This is a genomic window from Shewanella sp. Isolate13, from assembly GCF_022398325.1.
GTDB lineage: Bacteria > Pseudomonadota > Gammaproteobacteria > Enterobacterales > Shewanellaceae > Shewanella.
On sequence record NZ_JAKEVD010000006.1, the window covers coordinates 52514 to 67884 of the forward strand.

Below are 15371 nucleotides of genomic sequence, written 5' to 3' on the forward strand. Positions count from 1 at the left end.
ATATTTAAAGCGCAAGGAAATCTTATGATCAAACATTATCCCTATAACGGTTTAGGCCATGCTAACCACGGCTGGCTCAAAACTAAGCATCACTTTAGCTTTGCTCATTACTATAATCCTGCCCGTATGGGCTTTGGTAAACTACGTGTCGTCAATGATGACTGGGTTGAAGCTGGCATGGGCTTTCCATCTCACCCACACCGGAATATGGAGATTATCAGCTTTATTCGCTCAGGTGCGATTACCCATCAAGACAGTAGCGGAAACAAAGGCATCACGGCAGCGGGTGAAGTACAAGTAATGAGTGCAGGCTCAGGCATTGTGCACTCGGAATATAATCGCACCAAGGACCCATTAACCCTTTATCAAATTTGGATTGAGACCAATAAGCAAAACGTTGAGCCTCGCTGGGAAAGTCAAAAATTCCCTACGCAGCAGCAAGAGTCACTAACGTTATTGGTATCAGGATATAATGAGGATAAAAGCAAGGGAGAGACTGAGCCGCTTTTTATCAACCAAGAAGCACGGATCTACGGTGGTAGATTAGCCCAAGGGACAATGATAGAGCATCACATTCACCATCAGGCATACATTTTAGCCTCTAGTGGTATGTTCGACATTCTAGTACCCTCAGCTGGCAACATGGACAAAACATCCATGAATAAAGGTGATGGCGCAGAGGTCACTCAGTCAAAGTCCGTTTTTTTAAACGCGGTAACCGATTGTGAAATCATTATTATTGATACCATCGATTAGCCAAGTGATTACAAGGACACATAATCCCCCCTTGAGCGTTTCAAGCTATTAACCAAGCACCAGCATAGAAGACGGTCCTATCATCAGCTCAATTTCACCTTGGGAATTAGCCTTCTAAAGTGATAGCAGCTCACGCTCATTCGTGGTGATATTCTGCGCTTTGAAAAAAGCTCGCTAGAGTGATATTGACTGCGTTAACCAAAGCTTTGCTCCCAGCGTGCTTGATATTACTAAAAACCTGCCTCTCGGCTGATTTTTCTGATCTCAGCTCTACCCTAAGTTAGGTTTATTCTCTACACTGTGCCCCTTTTCTATCCATGCTCGATTAATCTCGATTTAAACTAAATAATGCCAGACTTAACTTTATTAGCGGTGTTTTTACCGACCTTCTTCTTTGTTTCTATTACCCCAGGTATGTGCATGACGCTCGCTATGACGCTGGGCATGAGTATTGGCTTTCGCCGCACCCTATGGATGATGGTTGGTGAGCTGGTTGGTGTTGCGTTAGTTGCCGTTGCTGCGGTGATGGGCGTTGCTAGCATCATGCTTAACTACCCTGAACTTTTTGCCATATTGAAATGGGTAGGCGGACTGTACCTGTGTTATATCGGCGTCAATATGTGGCGTTCAAGAGGCAAGATGGCCATCATTGAAGGTCAGCAAACGCCTAGCGTCAGTAATGTAGAATTGATCTCACAGGGCTTTTTCACCGCTATCGCCAACCCAAAAGGCTGGGCGTTTATGGTGTCACTACTGCCGCCTTTTATCAGTGTCGAGCGAGATGTTGCTCCGCAGCTTATCGCGCTGGTCAGCATCATTCTATTCACAGAACTCATCAGCATGATGGCCTATGCCGCTGGTGGTAAGAGCCTGAGAATATTCCTAAGCCGTGGCGACAACATCAAATGGATGAATCGCATCGCGGGTAGCTTAATGATTGGTGTCGGTGTTTGGCTTGCCCTAGGCTAAGGCTAAGGCTAAGCCTCATACAAAATTAACGCATTAGTTAGATTGAATAAAATAACACAGCTAAAGAGCTGAAACTAAAGGGTAAACTTTATGAAGTCGTTAACAATCCTGTTTTTACTATTGAGCACGTTAGGTTTGTCAGCTTGTACCTCGGTCAAGCTTTCTAATCTCACTCAGGAAGCCATTCCGACAGATAGCAGTCTGTCAGCAGAAAAAGCAATCATTAACGGCTGTAAAGCCAAAGGTTGGACCCCAATCAAAGTAGACAATAACACCATTGATGCCTATATAACGGTAAGGTCCCATAAAGCACATGTGCGTATTAGCTATGACGAACATTTTTATAATATCAACTATGTTGATAGCACTAACCTAGATTATAACGATGGTGACATCCACCGAAACTATAATAAGTGGGTACACAAGTTAGCTGCTTCAATTCAGCATCAGTTCAACCGATAGCGCGAATTAACTCGCTGCTTGACCCACCAAAATGCCAAGCACAATGCTTGGCATTTTTGCGTTTATAGGCATGTTGAATCCACAGGATTTTGATGCTGGCCAGCGCCCTCCCCCATATTCTTCACACATTCATTCACCAGTAAAGCAACTAACAACCACCTATCTAGACACGTGTCTTGCATTGCACTAGTAAACACCTGTATACTCACCCAAACATTACTCGTCAACTGCGTGTCAGGAACATGTCTATATTATCTACTGTACATTTAATGAAAACAGTCACTCAATTAGCTGTGATTATCGGTTTACTTGTATCAACGAGCCCCTACGCCATGACGATTGAAGGTAAAAAAGTATCGGTCAGTGCCAATCGCTCATCTGTCTATGTTGCAGCCTATATGGCCCCAGTTCTTTGCCCTAAAGGTGGAGTGAATCTCACAGCCATTGGTGAGTATGCCGTCGATATAGTGTCACTATACTGCCTTGATGATTCACAAGTGGATACGCTGATTAAAGGGTTACAACAAGCGAGATCTGAATCTGCAAAACTAAAGGCCTTATCTAAGCAATAGTAGAACCTTAGCTAGACCTCAGCTAAACCATAAAAAAATGGCTAGGCAAGCCATTGTTATAACGCGTTAAAACCCAAAGCGGTTACTCCGGCACTGATATGCCTGATAACCACAGGTATAAGCATCAAGGCCTACATATGAATAGCATTATTACCCTAAAAGTAAATCTAGCAAGTGCATTAAACAAGCAGCGTTTAGCCGAGGAGCGGCAACAAACTTTGAACTGGTTTGAGCGTCTATTAGACCACTCGCTAAATAATGCTAACGCACAAGTCGCTACTGCTAGATCAGCTCTGGCTGCAGCAACACATCAAGACAAAGCTGAGGATGCAAGCCTGTACGACACACTTTGCACGGGTAATTATGCCGATACCAGCTTCATCAAGGCGACAGCTGCAGTTATTGTTCGAGCCATTGTCAGATAATGATTAAATCTTCATTAATGAGCACTAAATGAACAAAGTGATTTTGTAGCATGACTGTTTAAAAACATCGCCCCACGACCCACTCTACTTCAAGGATTAACAATGAACTACCTAGTTAACAATAAAGGCAATCGTGACCATATTGCCATTTATGGTGAGGGGGCAATCTTTGACCTTGAGCCACATCAGCATGGCTACGTAGCCTTAGAGCAAGCAAAAATAGGCGACTCGGTATTTGTTATCAATAAAAAACGAATAGTTGAATTTAAATATGAAATAACCGCCATAAAAACAAGCACCAAGGGCATCGTTCTATTTGGCAATCAGGTCGCTAACCCTAATGTTTTTTATCCATTACTCATTGAAGATAAAAATATTCAGTCACCCAAGATCAAAAATCACATGATGCTACGTGGTTTTAACGCCGTAGCCTTCAGCTAACCTATTTGTAACCGATTAAAGGACGAATGCATGATGTATCAGACATATGTAATCACCTCAATGACCACAGGTACTGCACTAGTCAACTGTAATATAGAGCATGAAGGGATGAGCAATAAGCAATATCTAGCCGAAGTGATGAGCTGGAAGCGAGCTGCAGAGTTTAAGCGAGAGCGAGATAAGCTATTGAGCTCTATTGATTGTATCTGCTCAGTCCACCCAATTGAGGATGCAGCAGGCTTTAATACCTTAATTAATACCTTGAAAGAAATTGGTTTCACTATGATAGGCAAACCAAGATTCAAGAAGGGATAGACAAGTCATAAGCAAAAAAGAAAAGTTATTGTCATATATTGTTTATAAAACCGAGCCTATTTAGGCTCGGTTTTATAAGGCAGCTTAGCTTTCAATTGTTGCATATAAATCTTAATATTTTGTGCCTCTTGTTGGGTGAAGCTCTCTATCGCTGACCTAAATTCACCATGAACAACCTCATGATTGGAATAGGTTTCTATCGGCTCAAAGCCTCTTGCCACCTTATGCTCTCCTTGTGCCCCCGCATCAAACACCTGTAATTTATTTGCAATGCAGTATTCAATACCTTGGTAATAGCAGGCTTCGAAGTGTAAAGCATCCATTTCTATCAATGAGCCCCAATAGCGACCATACAGATGAGTTGCAGATTTAAAATACAATGCTGATGCGATTATCTGCCTTTGAGGCTCTCTCACTAGTAGTAGCACAATTTGTTCGCTCAATGTGCTTCCAATAGCCTCAAAGAATCCCAAGTTAAGATAACCATAATGCCCTGATCGTTTCGCGTAGGTGCTTTGGTAGCATGCATAAAAGTGTTGCCACAACTCTGCTGTCACGGCATCGCCTTCAACAAACTCAAAGGTTAAGCCCACCCTACTGACTTTCTGCCTTTCCTTTTTAATATCTTTACGCTTTCTGGAAGTAAGAGAATCAAGAAAGTGATTAAAATCAGCATAATTACGGTTAAACCAATGAAACTGAGTACTTAAACGTTGAAGGTTTTGTTGCTTAGATAACTGAGTAAATTGAGATCTCGGTAAAAACAGACAGTGCCAACTGGAAAAACCATAATCAACTAGGCAGCGAGTCAGAGCCTGATTAACCACCTGCCACAACGCTTGTTGCTGCAAAGAAGTGTGTTCAAATATGCTCCCAAGACGCATGCCTGTAACTGGAGTAAACGGAATAGCAGCAAGCAGTTTAGGGTAATAAGGTATTTGATGGCGCTCATAGGCATCAGCCCATGCCCAATCAAAAATATATTCGCCGTAGGAGTGCGCTTTAATATAAAGCGGCATCACCGCAATAACGCCATCAATTTCATCACCATTAACCTTGCGTACCAGCATATGCATTGGTGTCCATCCTGTCTTTGTACAGACACAACCGCAGGACTCAAGTGCCGCCAAATATTCATATCGATTAAATGGATTACTATCACGCATTAACCTATTCCAGTTCTCTTTAGAAAACTGACTAATGGCGGCGATAAACTCCACTTGATAGAGACTTTCGTCGACAACAATGCAAAAACGAGCGTCATGTTCATTGCCCAAGGCGCACTCCATCGTTAAGTTAATCTTTGTGGTTGATTGGCTTAGTCATTCACAGCTAAGCCGCACTAGCGCCTCAACTTGCATTTGCAGCGAATAAACGTCACATTGCACACAGCTAAACAGTCACAATACTATAACCATTTAGCCTCATGCTATAACAGTCAAACTAAAACAATAATCATGAAGGATGTAAAATGCGCGCTTTTAAGTCACCCTTGTCTAATTCTAGGTCTAGGTCTCGTTCGCTTAAGCCTTGTTCGTTTAAAGCATTGGCCTTCGCCATTTCAATGGCTATTCCCCTAACGCTTACGGCCATAACTCCGCTTACCGCAACCGCTAAAGAAACCTCTATTTATAGCCATATTGCCACCGCTCAGCCTATCTGGGCCAAACACGGCATGGTGTCGAGTCAAGAAGCCCTTGCCACGCAAGCGGGGGTTGAGATCTTAAAACAGGGGGGGAATGCCGTCGATGCGGCGGTAGCCGTTGGCTTTAGTTTAGCGGTAACCCTGCCAAGAGCAGGCAATATCGGCGGTGGCGGCTTTATGCTGGTTCACTTAAGCGAGCCTAACAAAACCATCGCCATCGATTACCGCGAAATGGCGCCCGCTAAGGCCCACCGCGATATTTTTCTCGATGAGGATGGTAACCCCGTTAACAAACTCAGCCGTGAGCACGGTTTAGCCGTTGGCGTTCCCGGCACAGTGATGGGCATGGAGCTGGCACTCGAAAAGTACGGCACCATGAGCATGAAACAAGTGACCGATGCTGCGATTAAAATGGCTAAAGATGGCATTATCGTTACTCCCGATCTACAGGCCTCATTATCGGGACTTAAGAGACGCATCGCACAGTGGCCCAGTTCTGCCGAAATTTTTTACAAAGCCGATGGCAGTAATTATCAAAGCGGTGAGTTATTAAAACAGCCCGAACTCGCCCACTCCTTGTCACTCATTGCCAAGCACGGCAGCAAAGGCTTCTACCAAGGCGAAACCGCAGACAAGCTAGTTACAGCCATTCAAGAGGCTGGTGGCATCATGACCTTAGCCGATCTTAAAAACTATAAAGTGGTTGAGCGCGAGCCTGTGGTCGGTAAATATAGAGGCTATCAAGTGGTATCTATGCCACCTCCCTCTTCTGGTGGCATCCATATTATCGAGATGCTCAATATGTTAGAGGGCTATCCGATTAAGGAATTAGGTCACAACACCGCCGCCACATTGCACTTAATGACCGAATCCATGAAACGCGCCTATGCCGACCGTAGCGAATACTTAGGCGATCCCGACTTTTATGATGTGCCAGTCAACGCACTGCTCAGTAAAGATTACGCTAAACAGCTTGCCAAACAGATCTCCCCCGACAAGGCGACACCTAGCAGCGAAATAAAACCCGGCGAACTTGCCCCCTATGAGAGCAATCAAACCACCCACTACTCTGTGGTTGATAAGTGGGGTAACGCCGTCTCTAACACCTATACCCTCAACTTCAGTTATGGCTCTGGTCTCGTCGCAAAAGGCACGGGGATTTTGCTCAATAATGAAATGGATGACTTTTCAGCCAAGCCTGGCACCCCGAACGGTTATGGTTTAGTGGGCGGCGAAGCCAACGCCGTTGAGGGCAATAAGCGCCCATTGAGCTCAATGAGCCCAACCATAGTGATGAAAGACGGCCAGCCCTATATTGTCACGGGTAGCCCTGGCGGGTCGCGCATTATCACTACGACCATGCAGATCATCATGAACGTCATCGATCACGACTTGAATATTGCCGAGGCGACCTATGCCCCTCGTGTTCACCATCAATGGCTACCGGACGTGCTGCGCGTTGAGCACTCTCTTAACCGTGATACCCAAAGCTTACTAAGAGCTAAAGGTCACGAAGTGAAAGTCAACAATGCCATAGGGTCTACCCAGTCGATTATGTTGACAGAGCAAGGCATATTTGGCGCCAGTGATCCCCGCCGCGCAGGTAGCGAGACCGCAGGTTACTAATAGTGAATTCTATATTGAGCAGTTTGTTTAATGAAGCTTTGCAATTAAGCCACTAAAACATCAGAGCGACACTCGGCCCTTACTAATATGGCTATAGTAAGGGCTTTTTTATGGGTTGTGCAAAAGCTAGACAAACACGTAAACATTAAGCAAAACATCTGCGTAGCAGCCCAAAGCGATTACTCAGTCACAGTTTTCGATTCTATAACTCACTAGGATGCTAAACAAAGCTAAAACAGCCATTTAAATAGTCACTCATTTTGCGGAGCCAAACAATGAGCCCTACTCAAGCAAACCAACAATCCCATAAAGTTACCCCAATTATCCTCGACTGCGATCCAGGCCATGACGATGCCATTTCCCTAATTTTGGCCATGAGCAGCAGCGCATTAATGCCGCTAGCCGTCACCACCAGTGCGGGCAACCAAACCCCAGATAAAACCTTAAATAACGCGCTACGTATTCTAACGCTACTTGAGCGTCACGATGTCCCTGTTGCAGCGGGAGCACCTAAGCCTTTAGCCCGTGAGCTGATCATTGCCGATAACGTTCATGGTGAGAGTGGCCTAGATGGCCCAAAACTGCCCGACCCGGCTTTTGAGCCACTATCAATTTCAGGCATCGAATTGATGGCACAAAAGGTTCGTGAAAGCGATGAAGCGGTTACACTAGTGCCTTCAGGGCCGCTGACTAATATCGCTCTCTTTTTAGCTACTTACCCAGAGCTGCATAGCAAGATTGAGCGTATCGTACTGATGGGCGGCGCAGCCGAAGCCGGTAACTGGACGCCAGCGGCTGAATTTAATATCTTCGTCGATCCTGAAGCGGCAGATATGGTGTTTAAATCGGGCATACCTATTACCATGTGCGGCCTAGATATCACTCACCAAGCACAGATCATGGATGAAGATATTGAGCGCATTCGTACCATTAACAACCCAGTCGCCAAGTGCGTCGCCGAACTTCTGGATTTCTTTATGATCTACCACAGAGATCCAAAGTGGGGATTAGAAGGTGCGCCGCTGCACGACCCTTGCACCATCGCATGGTTACTCAAGCCTGAGCTATTTACCGCTTATGACTGCTGGGTCGGTGTTGAAACCAAAGGTGAATATACTCAAGGCATGACGGTGGTTGATCGTTATCAGTTAACCAACAATCCACATAACACCCAAGTATTGTGCAAACTTGATAGACAAGGTTTTGTCGACTTAATCGTTGAGTGTTTAGAAGCTTACAATTAATAGTTTAGCCTTCGAATGAAGGCTAGTTACATTTTTTGGGCTATCACTATCTGATAGGGAGTTATGAGTTGCGGCTTCATAGTTATCAATCGCCTGCAGCGGGCGTATGTGCAGACACTTCCGTGACACGCAGCGAGTCCATCCTTGGAAGCTCGGCCATGACGTCCTTGTCATGGACAGTCACGGCCGTATCTACACTTGATAATTGGAGTAATCATTAGGTTGTAGAGTTTGAGTTTCTAACTAGGAAATGCCCCAAAGTTGGTTAGCCTTGGAATGAAGGCTGATTACATTGTTATCTGTGCTGTTGCTACAGGGAAGTGTGTTCTGCATTGTAGCTTCATGGTTATCAATCGCCTCCAGCGGCCTTATGTACAGACACTGCTGCAAGACGCTGTAAATATGTCCCTATACGCTCTACGGTTTCATCCCTGAAACCGAAGCCCGCAGCCGTATCTACACGGGATAATTGGTGTACTCACTCGGCTGAGAGGTTTAGTTTCTAACTTGAAAATGCCCCAAAGTGAGTTAGCCATCGAATGAAGGCTGATTACATTTTTTGTATTTGCTGCTACGGGGAAGAGTGTTCAACATTTTCGTTTCATGGCTATTAATCGCTTCCAGCGGGGTATGTGCAGACACTGCTGCGAGACGCTGCAAGTACAATCCCTGTAAGCTCTGCGATGACATCCATGTCATCGAAGCCCGCAGCCGTATCAGCACTAGGTTAGACAAGCACGATTCTGATGCTTAGGAGTAATAACTATACCGCTATGCTGCTTATCTCTGTTGCTCTTCTTCGTGATCTTCGTGCCCTCTGTGGTGAATAGCTTTTGCCCCAAAGCTTGCCAGATGTATGTAATCAACAATTACATAATCTAATCACAATCTAGGTACGAACTTGCCCTGGTGAAACTCCAGTCCATGAACTGTACGCCCGAATAAACGAGTTTGGCTCTTGATAACCCAACAAGAAAGATACCTCAATGAGTGGTAGCTCGGTTTCATTTAAGTAATGTTCGGCTAATTGCAACCGTACTTGCTTTAAGACAGCTTGATAACTAACCCCTTCACTAGTTAGTTTTCTTTGTAAAGTGCGCTTACTTATTGCCATGTGAGACGCAACAAATTCAATAGAGCTCTCACCTTGAGGAAGCAAATCAAACAAAATTTTTGATACCGAATCAGAAGTCGTACCATGATGGGGCACTACCTCCAACCTCTGCTTTAACTCACCATCAAAAACAGACAGCATCATCTGATTATCAGTCAGGAATGGCATTCGAGCGTCCACAGCACGAAACGCAATGCTTGTTTTGAAACCTTGGTGAATGGAACAACCAAAGTAAGCTTGATAGGCATTCAGGTTATTCGGCAGTTCTGGAAGTATAATTTCCACGGGTTGTACGTTTGACCGAGTAGCAAGCCGTGTCAATTGAGTGAAAAAGACTAGCTCCATAAGGTTAAGCATGCTCGGCAGTTCACCGTCATAGCCGTAACAACCGATATCAATACGAGTATGTTGCTCAGTTTGTTCGATAGTGAGTAACATTGGCCCGATTAGAGGTTTATATTCCTGGAGCCGTTTTACTGCCGCGTTAAGGTTCGCGCTGCATATTGCAGCGAATATTGGAGCATCAAATGACTCAAAACTCATAACTTGCGCAAACTTTAGCGCGATATCAATGCCTTTCACCTGAGCGGCAGCTTCTATACCATGCCATAGTTGGAAGTATTGATACGGGGTTAGTTGCACCTTATTTTGTTCAAACAACCTTGGTGGCAGTTCGGCAAAACCTAATATGTGTTGAAGCTCTATTCCCAAGTCTTTAAATAGCACTTTCCAGTTTGGAGGTATAACAAACTTACTCGCTCTTTTCATCGCAACACTTTAACCTATTGACACTACAGATTCCGACTATATCAAATTAGCCCGTTACTTTATTTGGTGCTCTTTTCCATTGCTTGGCGTGAGATTTTTAACACGAGCTTGCGCGGTAAAAACGGGATAATCCAGTTAAGCATAAACTTCAACGAAGGCTCATTAAATGCCACTAGCTCACCTTTTTCCATACCGTTATAGCCACACTCAGCAACGGAGCTTGGTGTTTTTGCATTTTTCCACGCATCAACGCCTTCTAAATTTCCCGCTTCTACAAACCCAGTTGCCACAGTACCCGGGCATAGTGCTGTCACGGTTACACCATTATCTTTAACTTCTTCTGCGACCGCCTGACTGAAAGAGGTGACATATGATTTTGTTGCGTAATACACCGCCTGCAAAGGACCTGGCATAAATGAAGCGGTTGATGACACATTAAGGATTTTTCCTTGCTTACGCTCAACCATGCCCTTTAGATAAAGGTGCGTCAGATTAGTCAATGTAACCATGTTCACTTGCATCATCGCTTGTTCATGGACCAGAGAACGTTCATGGAATTTGCCGTGGCCACCAAAACCTGCGTTGTTAATTAGCGTATCGACTTGTAGAGAACGGGCTTCGGTTTGTTCAAATAGCTCTTGAGCTGAGCTAGGTTGAGATAGATCTAAAGCAATGACTGTGACTTGAATACCATACTGATTTTCTAGTTCTGTTTTAAGGTTATTGAGTTTGGACTCAGAGCGAGCCACAAGTATCAAGTTACCACCTTTGCTTGCGTGAATTTTTGCCAGTTCAAGACCGATACCGCTTGATGCGCCTGTGATTAGTGCCGTGTTTGTCATGCTGAATGCCTCTATTAGTGTGCTTATTATTTGCTAAGCGTCGTACTGATGGAGACATTATAGACTCTCAAATTGCGCTACTAGGCATCCAATGACGACAGCATTCAATCAGATCGTGCCAATTATTCGTTCAGTATTGAAGCGAAGCCTTCATCTTTTGTTTGTCTATCTCATTTTCTATTGGGAATGTAGAGGGGATGTGAATTTGGCTACATTCATGTCTGCTGAGTATATGGTGGCAATACCTGAGGTAATCCGAAGAGGCAGAGTATGTTTTTGTTCGTGACTCACTTTTGTCCAAAAATGAGTTTTAAATACGATAGTGGCTTTAGCTATAACTAAAAGCTATCAGCTCATTACAAACTCACAGAAAACACCCATTCCCCATCGAAGTTACCGAAATACGGAAATGGAAATGCCGTGGAACCATCATGGATGATGGTTCAGGCTCGGGGGGACATGGATATCCCATCTGAGCCGTTAGGCGATTTTTATTGGAGTAAGAGGCCCGAATCTAATGCATGTAACTTCGTCGGGGCGTCATGGTGGATGCAAGGAGGATAAGGACGAGCAGTCCTCCTTGCCCGAGTGTGAGCTGGAAGCTCACGACCTTTATCAAACGCAGTTTGATTGATTTCGATGTAAGGGCTAGTCGAGCTGCAAGCTCCAACAAACTTTTGTCCAAAAGCAATCCCCCTCTTCCTCGTGAGCCCATTGACTCCTAATGCTTAAGCTATAAATGGAGGTACTAGGTAAAATCCTTATCTACAGCAGAATCCTTATCAACATATAATTCAATATAACAAGGTGATTCAAGTCACACTCTTTACTCCCCGCTAATGAGAAAATAGCCGCCTTTCATAGCCTAACCCATTCCAGCTAAACTCATATGCAATCCACAACGTCTGTTAACGCGACATCGTCATTTAAGGGCAATGCACTCGCGGCCTTCTCGTTCCTATTATGGGGCCTGATGCCGCTCTATTATCACTTTCTTCCTAATGCGAATATTAATGAACTACTGGCATTTAGGATCTTGTTCTCCGTCCCCTTTATGGTACTCGTATTTCTGCTAATGGGTCGTAGCTTGCCCACTATTTCACAGCTTAAAGCCGACAAAAGGTCGGTACTACTCTGTGGACTGGCATCCCTTATCATGTGCGTGTCGTGGTATAGCTTTACCTGGGCGATTACCCATGGGCAAGTACTTGCAGCCAGCTTAGGTTTTTTCATTAACCCTCTGTTTGCCATCGGTTTAGGTGTCCTGTTTCTTGGGGACAAACTAACTGCAGCACAAAAAATGGCTGTGGTATTGGGTACTTGTGGCATAGGTTACATGGTCTACAGCTACGGCGAACTGCCTTGGCTTGCACTCAGCATGGGCAGCTTTTTTGCACTTTACGGCCTTTGTAAGAAGTTTATCCGCTTCGATTCACTCACCTCTGTGACCGTTGAAGCCCTCATACTTATGCCATTTGCCGCTATCTATTTATTATGGTTGTGGAGTTCAGACCAAAGTGTGGCGATATCTTCCGCCTTATCGGGAGAGGTTTCAGTTTTGCTACTCTATATCGGCTCGGCGCCTGTGACCTTAATGCCTTTGGTTTTCTTTGCCCTTGCTATCCGGGCGACAAGCTTGTCTATGATAGGACTGATGCAATATATCGAGCCTAGCCTACAATTCTTGCTGGCTGTAGTTTTATTTAATGAGCATTTTGATCAAGTTAAAGCAGTGAGTTTCGCCTTAATCTGGACTGGACTCTTGTTATGTTCTTTAGAAGCACTGCCAGCGCTAAAACATATGAGACATATGAGACATAAGTTTCGAGCAACTCGACACCCGCATTAATAAACCATGCTAAGCAGAACCGTAGCCACTGCGCTACGGTTCATCTCATCTTGCGGTTTAAGAAGGGGCTAGATTCTAGGGCGCTTCACTTCGAGGACGGACTTCGTCCTGCCAGGAAAATCAAAAGCATGACGGCTAAAGCCTGACCTACAACAAACACCGCTTTTCCGTAAGCGCAGCGTTCCGTGAGTGACGCAGTCACGTTCCCTAGGCCACTGGCCGTTCGGCTCTTACCGTCTTAGCTTGTACCATCTCAGCTTGTACCATCTCAGCTTATACCGTCCCAGCTTGTACCGTCTTCGCTCTTCCTAGAACCTAGAACCTGCTTTTCCTAGCACCTTCTTTAAAACCTGCTTTTCCTTGGCCGTTAATTTCAAAATACCAAAAAAAACGCAGCTTAGATAAACTGCGTTTTCATTTCGATACCGCTAAAAGCGAGTGCAAAAACTATATTTTACGCTGAACGCTCTGTTCCCAGAACTGTCTCGACAAGTTATGAGTCTTAGTGGATAAACGTGAAACTTGGCCACCTCGCTCTGCGGCATCCTGTGTCTGCTGAAGGCTTTCGAGTGCTAACTCATTGATCACTTGAATTGAGTGGCTAATATCATTGGCAACCGCCGTTTGCTGTGTCATGGCACTGGCATTTTCATCACTCATAACATTCATCTTAATAATAGAGTCTCGTAGGGCCTCGAACGAGTCATCAACCTTCTTAGCCAGCTCCACCGATTGCTCAGCTCGGTATTGGCCTGCCTCCATGGTCTTAGCCGCTTTTTCCGTGCTTTGACGAAACTTTGTAACTATGGCTTCGATATGAGAGGTTGACTCGCTGGTGCGGCTGGAAAGCTGGCGCACTTCATCGGCGACAACGGCAAAACCACGACCGGACTCACCCGCCCTCGCCGCCTCAATCGCCGCATTTAGTGCCAACAGATTAGTCTGCTCCGCAATACTCCGGATCACATCCAGTACATTATTAATATCGTGACTATCTTGCTCGATAGATGCGACCACCGAGGAGAAGTTACCCACCTCATCTTTGAGTTGATTAATTGATCCAATTACCTGCTCTAATAGTTCATGGCCCTTTTCAGCAGAAACATTGCTTGCGGCCATCTCGGTTGCAGCGCTGTGAATGTTATTACTCACCTCCGCAAAGCTGGCACTCATCTCCTCCATCGCCGTTGCAGCTTGGCTAGTTTGCATGCTCTGGCTATCGGCGCGCTGACGGGTACTATTAATTGTGTCGTTTAAGCTGCCGCTAAGGGATTCGATTGACGCCGCAGAATCAGCCATCCTCCCGACTACGCCACCGGTTTCGGTCAGCAGAAACTGTAATGCAAAGCCAACCGCGCCTAACTCATCCTGACGACCCGTAAACACCCCTGTTGCAAGCGGATCATCTATGGTATTTCTTGCCTGAGCGACTAAGCTATTGAACGGTTTTAAAATAGAATTGAGACCAAGCGCCCCCACTATCGTGAGCACGACGGCAGCGGCAATCGGTGAGTAACTGGCAAGCATCACCGCCATAAGCACAGATACGATTAGCCAAGCATATAACTTAGCGCTAAAACCTAAGATAGGCTTACGTAATTCCTTAGGCTGCTTTCCTGCTTTTACCTTTTGATAAATTGATTGGGCGCGTTCAATTTGCTCTGGTGTTGCCTTACGGCGTACCGATTGATATTCATGGACTTTGCCATTTTCATAGACTGGGGCTACATAGGCATTAACCCAATAATGGTCGCCGTTTTTACTGCGATTCTTAACGATCCCCACCCAAGGCTTACCTGTTTTAATACGCGCCCAAAGAGATTCGAAAGCCGCCTCAGGCATATCTGGGTGACGAACTAAGTTGTGGGGCTGACTATGTAACTCATCAAAACAGTAGCCACTCACATTTATGAAACCTTCGTTTGCATACTTAATATTACCGTCAAGATCCGTTGTGGACAGTAATATACAGTTATCGGTCAATGTCTTTTCTTTTTGTGTGACCGGTTGGTTGTTTCGCATGACTAACAGCCCTTTAACTTGAAATAAACACCGAGCATTCTGACAAATTCATAAAAAGAAAGGATTGATTACTATCACGAAATGACTCTAATAATTGAAAAACATAAATTTTTGCACATTTTTCACGGTTGGAAATCAAGCACACTTGCTACCTACTTGTTACAGTGAAATCATAAGCGCAATACTAACTCATCAATACAAAGGGCTATTAGCCACAAACAGCGATGAGGGATCTCGGCCATAGTTAACGAAAGCAGCCTCACATACGCTGAATTGGCAGCTAAATGAGCAAAAATTAGCTAATCGCACGCTTTGTTACAA

The 15371-nt window shown here is 44.9% G+C and carries 15 protein-coding genes; 11 read left to right on the forward strand and 4 right to left on the reverse strand.

Annotated elements, in window-relative coordinates; translation table 11 throughout:
* The first annotated feature begins 24 nt into the window (after positions 1 to 24).
* From L1D44_RS05810 to L1D44_RS05840, 7 genes are all read left to right on the forward strand, one after another.
* Positions 25 to 756: a pirin-like bicupin family protein gene (locus tag L1D44_RS05810; RefSeq protein WP_239889244.1), complete on the forward strand. Its 732-nt coding sequence runs from the start codon at positions 25 to 27 to the stop codon at positions 754 to 756.
* Between the two features lie 348 nt (positions 757 to 1104).
* On the forward strand, positions 1105 to 1725 hold the full coding sequence (locus tag L1D44_RS05815) for a LysE family translocator (RefSeq protein WP_239889246.1): 621 nt from the start codon (positions 1105 to 1107) through the stop codon (positions 1723 to 1725).
* A gap of 90 nt (positions 1726 to 1815) precedes the next feature.
* The gene (locus tag L1D44_RS05820) at positions 1816 to 2187 is read left to right on the forward strand and encodes a hypothetical protein (protein WP_239889247.1); all 372 of its coding nucleotides are present in this window, start codon (positions 1816 to 1818) and stop codon (positions 2185 to 2187) included.
* A gap of 269 nt (positions 2188 to 2456) precedes the next feature.
* The gene (locus L1D44_RS05825; protein ID WP_239889248.1) at positions 2457 to 2759 is read left to right on the forward strand and encodes a hypothetical protein; all 303 of its coding nucleotides are present in this window, start codon (positions 2457 to 2459) and stop codon (positions 2757 to 2759) included.
* A 137-nt stretch (positions 2760 to 2896) separates the two neighbouring features.
* Entirely contained in the window at positions 2897 to 3184 is a 288-nt protein-coding gene (locus tag L1D44_RS05830; protein WP_239889250.1) for a hypothetical protein, read from the forward strand.
* A gap of 102 nt (positions 3185 to 3286) precedes the next feature.
* Complete coding sequence (locus L1D44_RS05835; RefSeq protein WP_239889251.1) at positions 3287 to 3625, forward strand: hypothetical protein; 339 nt, start codon at positions 3287 to 3289, stop codon at positions 3623 to 3625.
* A 30-nt stretch (positions 3626 to 3655) separates the two neighbouring features.
* Positions 3656 to 3940, forward strand: coding sequence for a hypothetical protein (locus tag L1D44_RS05840; protein ID WP_239889253.1), 285 nt, complete (start codon positions 3656 to 3658; stop codon positions 3938 to 3940).
* A gap of 56 nt (positions 3941 to 3996) precedes the next feature.
* On the opposite strand, the gene L1D44_RS05845 is transcribed toward L1D44_RS05840, so the two are convergent.
* On the reverse strand, positions 3997 to 5217 hold the full coding sequence (locus L1D44_RS05845; protein WP_239889254.1) for a GNAT family N-acetyltransferase: 1221 nt from the start codon (positions 5215 to 5217) through the stop codon (positions 3997 to 3999).
* Between the two features lie 287 nt (positions 5218 to 5504).
* Here L1D44_RS05845 and ggt point away from each other — a divergent pair, with 287 nt between their 5' ends.
* A complete protein-coding gene (ggt, locus tag L1D44_RS05850; RefSeq protein ID WP_239889256.1) occupies positions 5505 to 7211 on the forward strand; it encodes a gamma-glutamyltransferase in 1707 nt (568 codons plus the stop codon).
* 275 nt (positions 7212 to 7486) lie between these two features.
* Positions 7487 to 8455, forward strand: a complete 969-nt coding sequence (gene rihA / locus L1D44_RS05855; RefSeq protein ID WP_239889258.1) for a pyrimidine-specific ribonucleoside hydrolase RihA — start codon at positions 7487 to 7489, stop codon at positions 8453 to 8455.
* 889 nt (positions 8456 to 9344) lie between these two features.
* Here rihA and L1D44_RS05860 read toward each other — a convergent pair.
* Both L1D44_RS05860 and L1D44_RS05865 read right to left on the reverse strand, forming a co-directional pair.
* A complete protein-coding gene (locus L1D44_RS05860; protein WP_239889260.1) occupies positions 9345 to 10337 on the reverse strand; it encodes an AraC family transcriptional regulator in 993 nt (330 codons plus the stop codon).
* Positions 10338 to 10396: 59 nt separating this feature from the next.
* Positions 10397 to 11179 carry an SDR family oxidoreductase gene (locus tag L1D44_RS05865; RefSeq protein WP_239889261.1) on the reverse strand — a complete coding sequence of 261 codons (783 nt, stop codon included), beginning with the start codon at positions 11177 to 11179 and terminating at the stop codon, positions 10397 to 10399.
* A gap of 420 nt (positions 11180 to 11599) precedes the next feature.
* On the opposite strand from L1D44_RS05865, the gene L1D44_RS05870 reads away from it, so the two are divergent.
* The gene (locus L1D44_RS05870) at positions 11600 to 11743 is read left to right on the forward strand and encodes a hypothetical protein (RefSeq protein WP_239889263.1); all 144 of its coding nucleotides are present in this window, start codon (positions 11600 to 11602) and stop codon (positions 11741 to 11743) included.
* 325 nt (positions 11744 to 12068) lie between these two features.
* Positions 12069 to 13028: an EamA family transporter RarD gene (rarD, locus tag L1D44_RS05875; protein WP_239889270.1), complete on the forward strand. Its 960-nt coding sequence runs from the start codon at positions 12069 to 12071 to the stop codon at positions 13026 to 13028.
* Between the two features lie 447 nt (positions 13029 to 13475).
* Here the strand turns inward: rarD and L1D44_RS05880 are convergent, their stop codons facing one another.
* Positions 13476 to 15050, reverse strand: a complete 1575-nt coding sequence (locus L1D44_RS05880) for a PAS domain-containing methyl-accepting chemotaxis protein (protein ID WP_239889272.1) — start codon at positions 15048 to 15050, stop codon at positions 13476 to 13478.
* Positions 15051 to 15371: the final 321 nt, after the last annotated feature.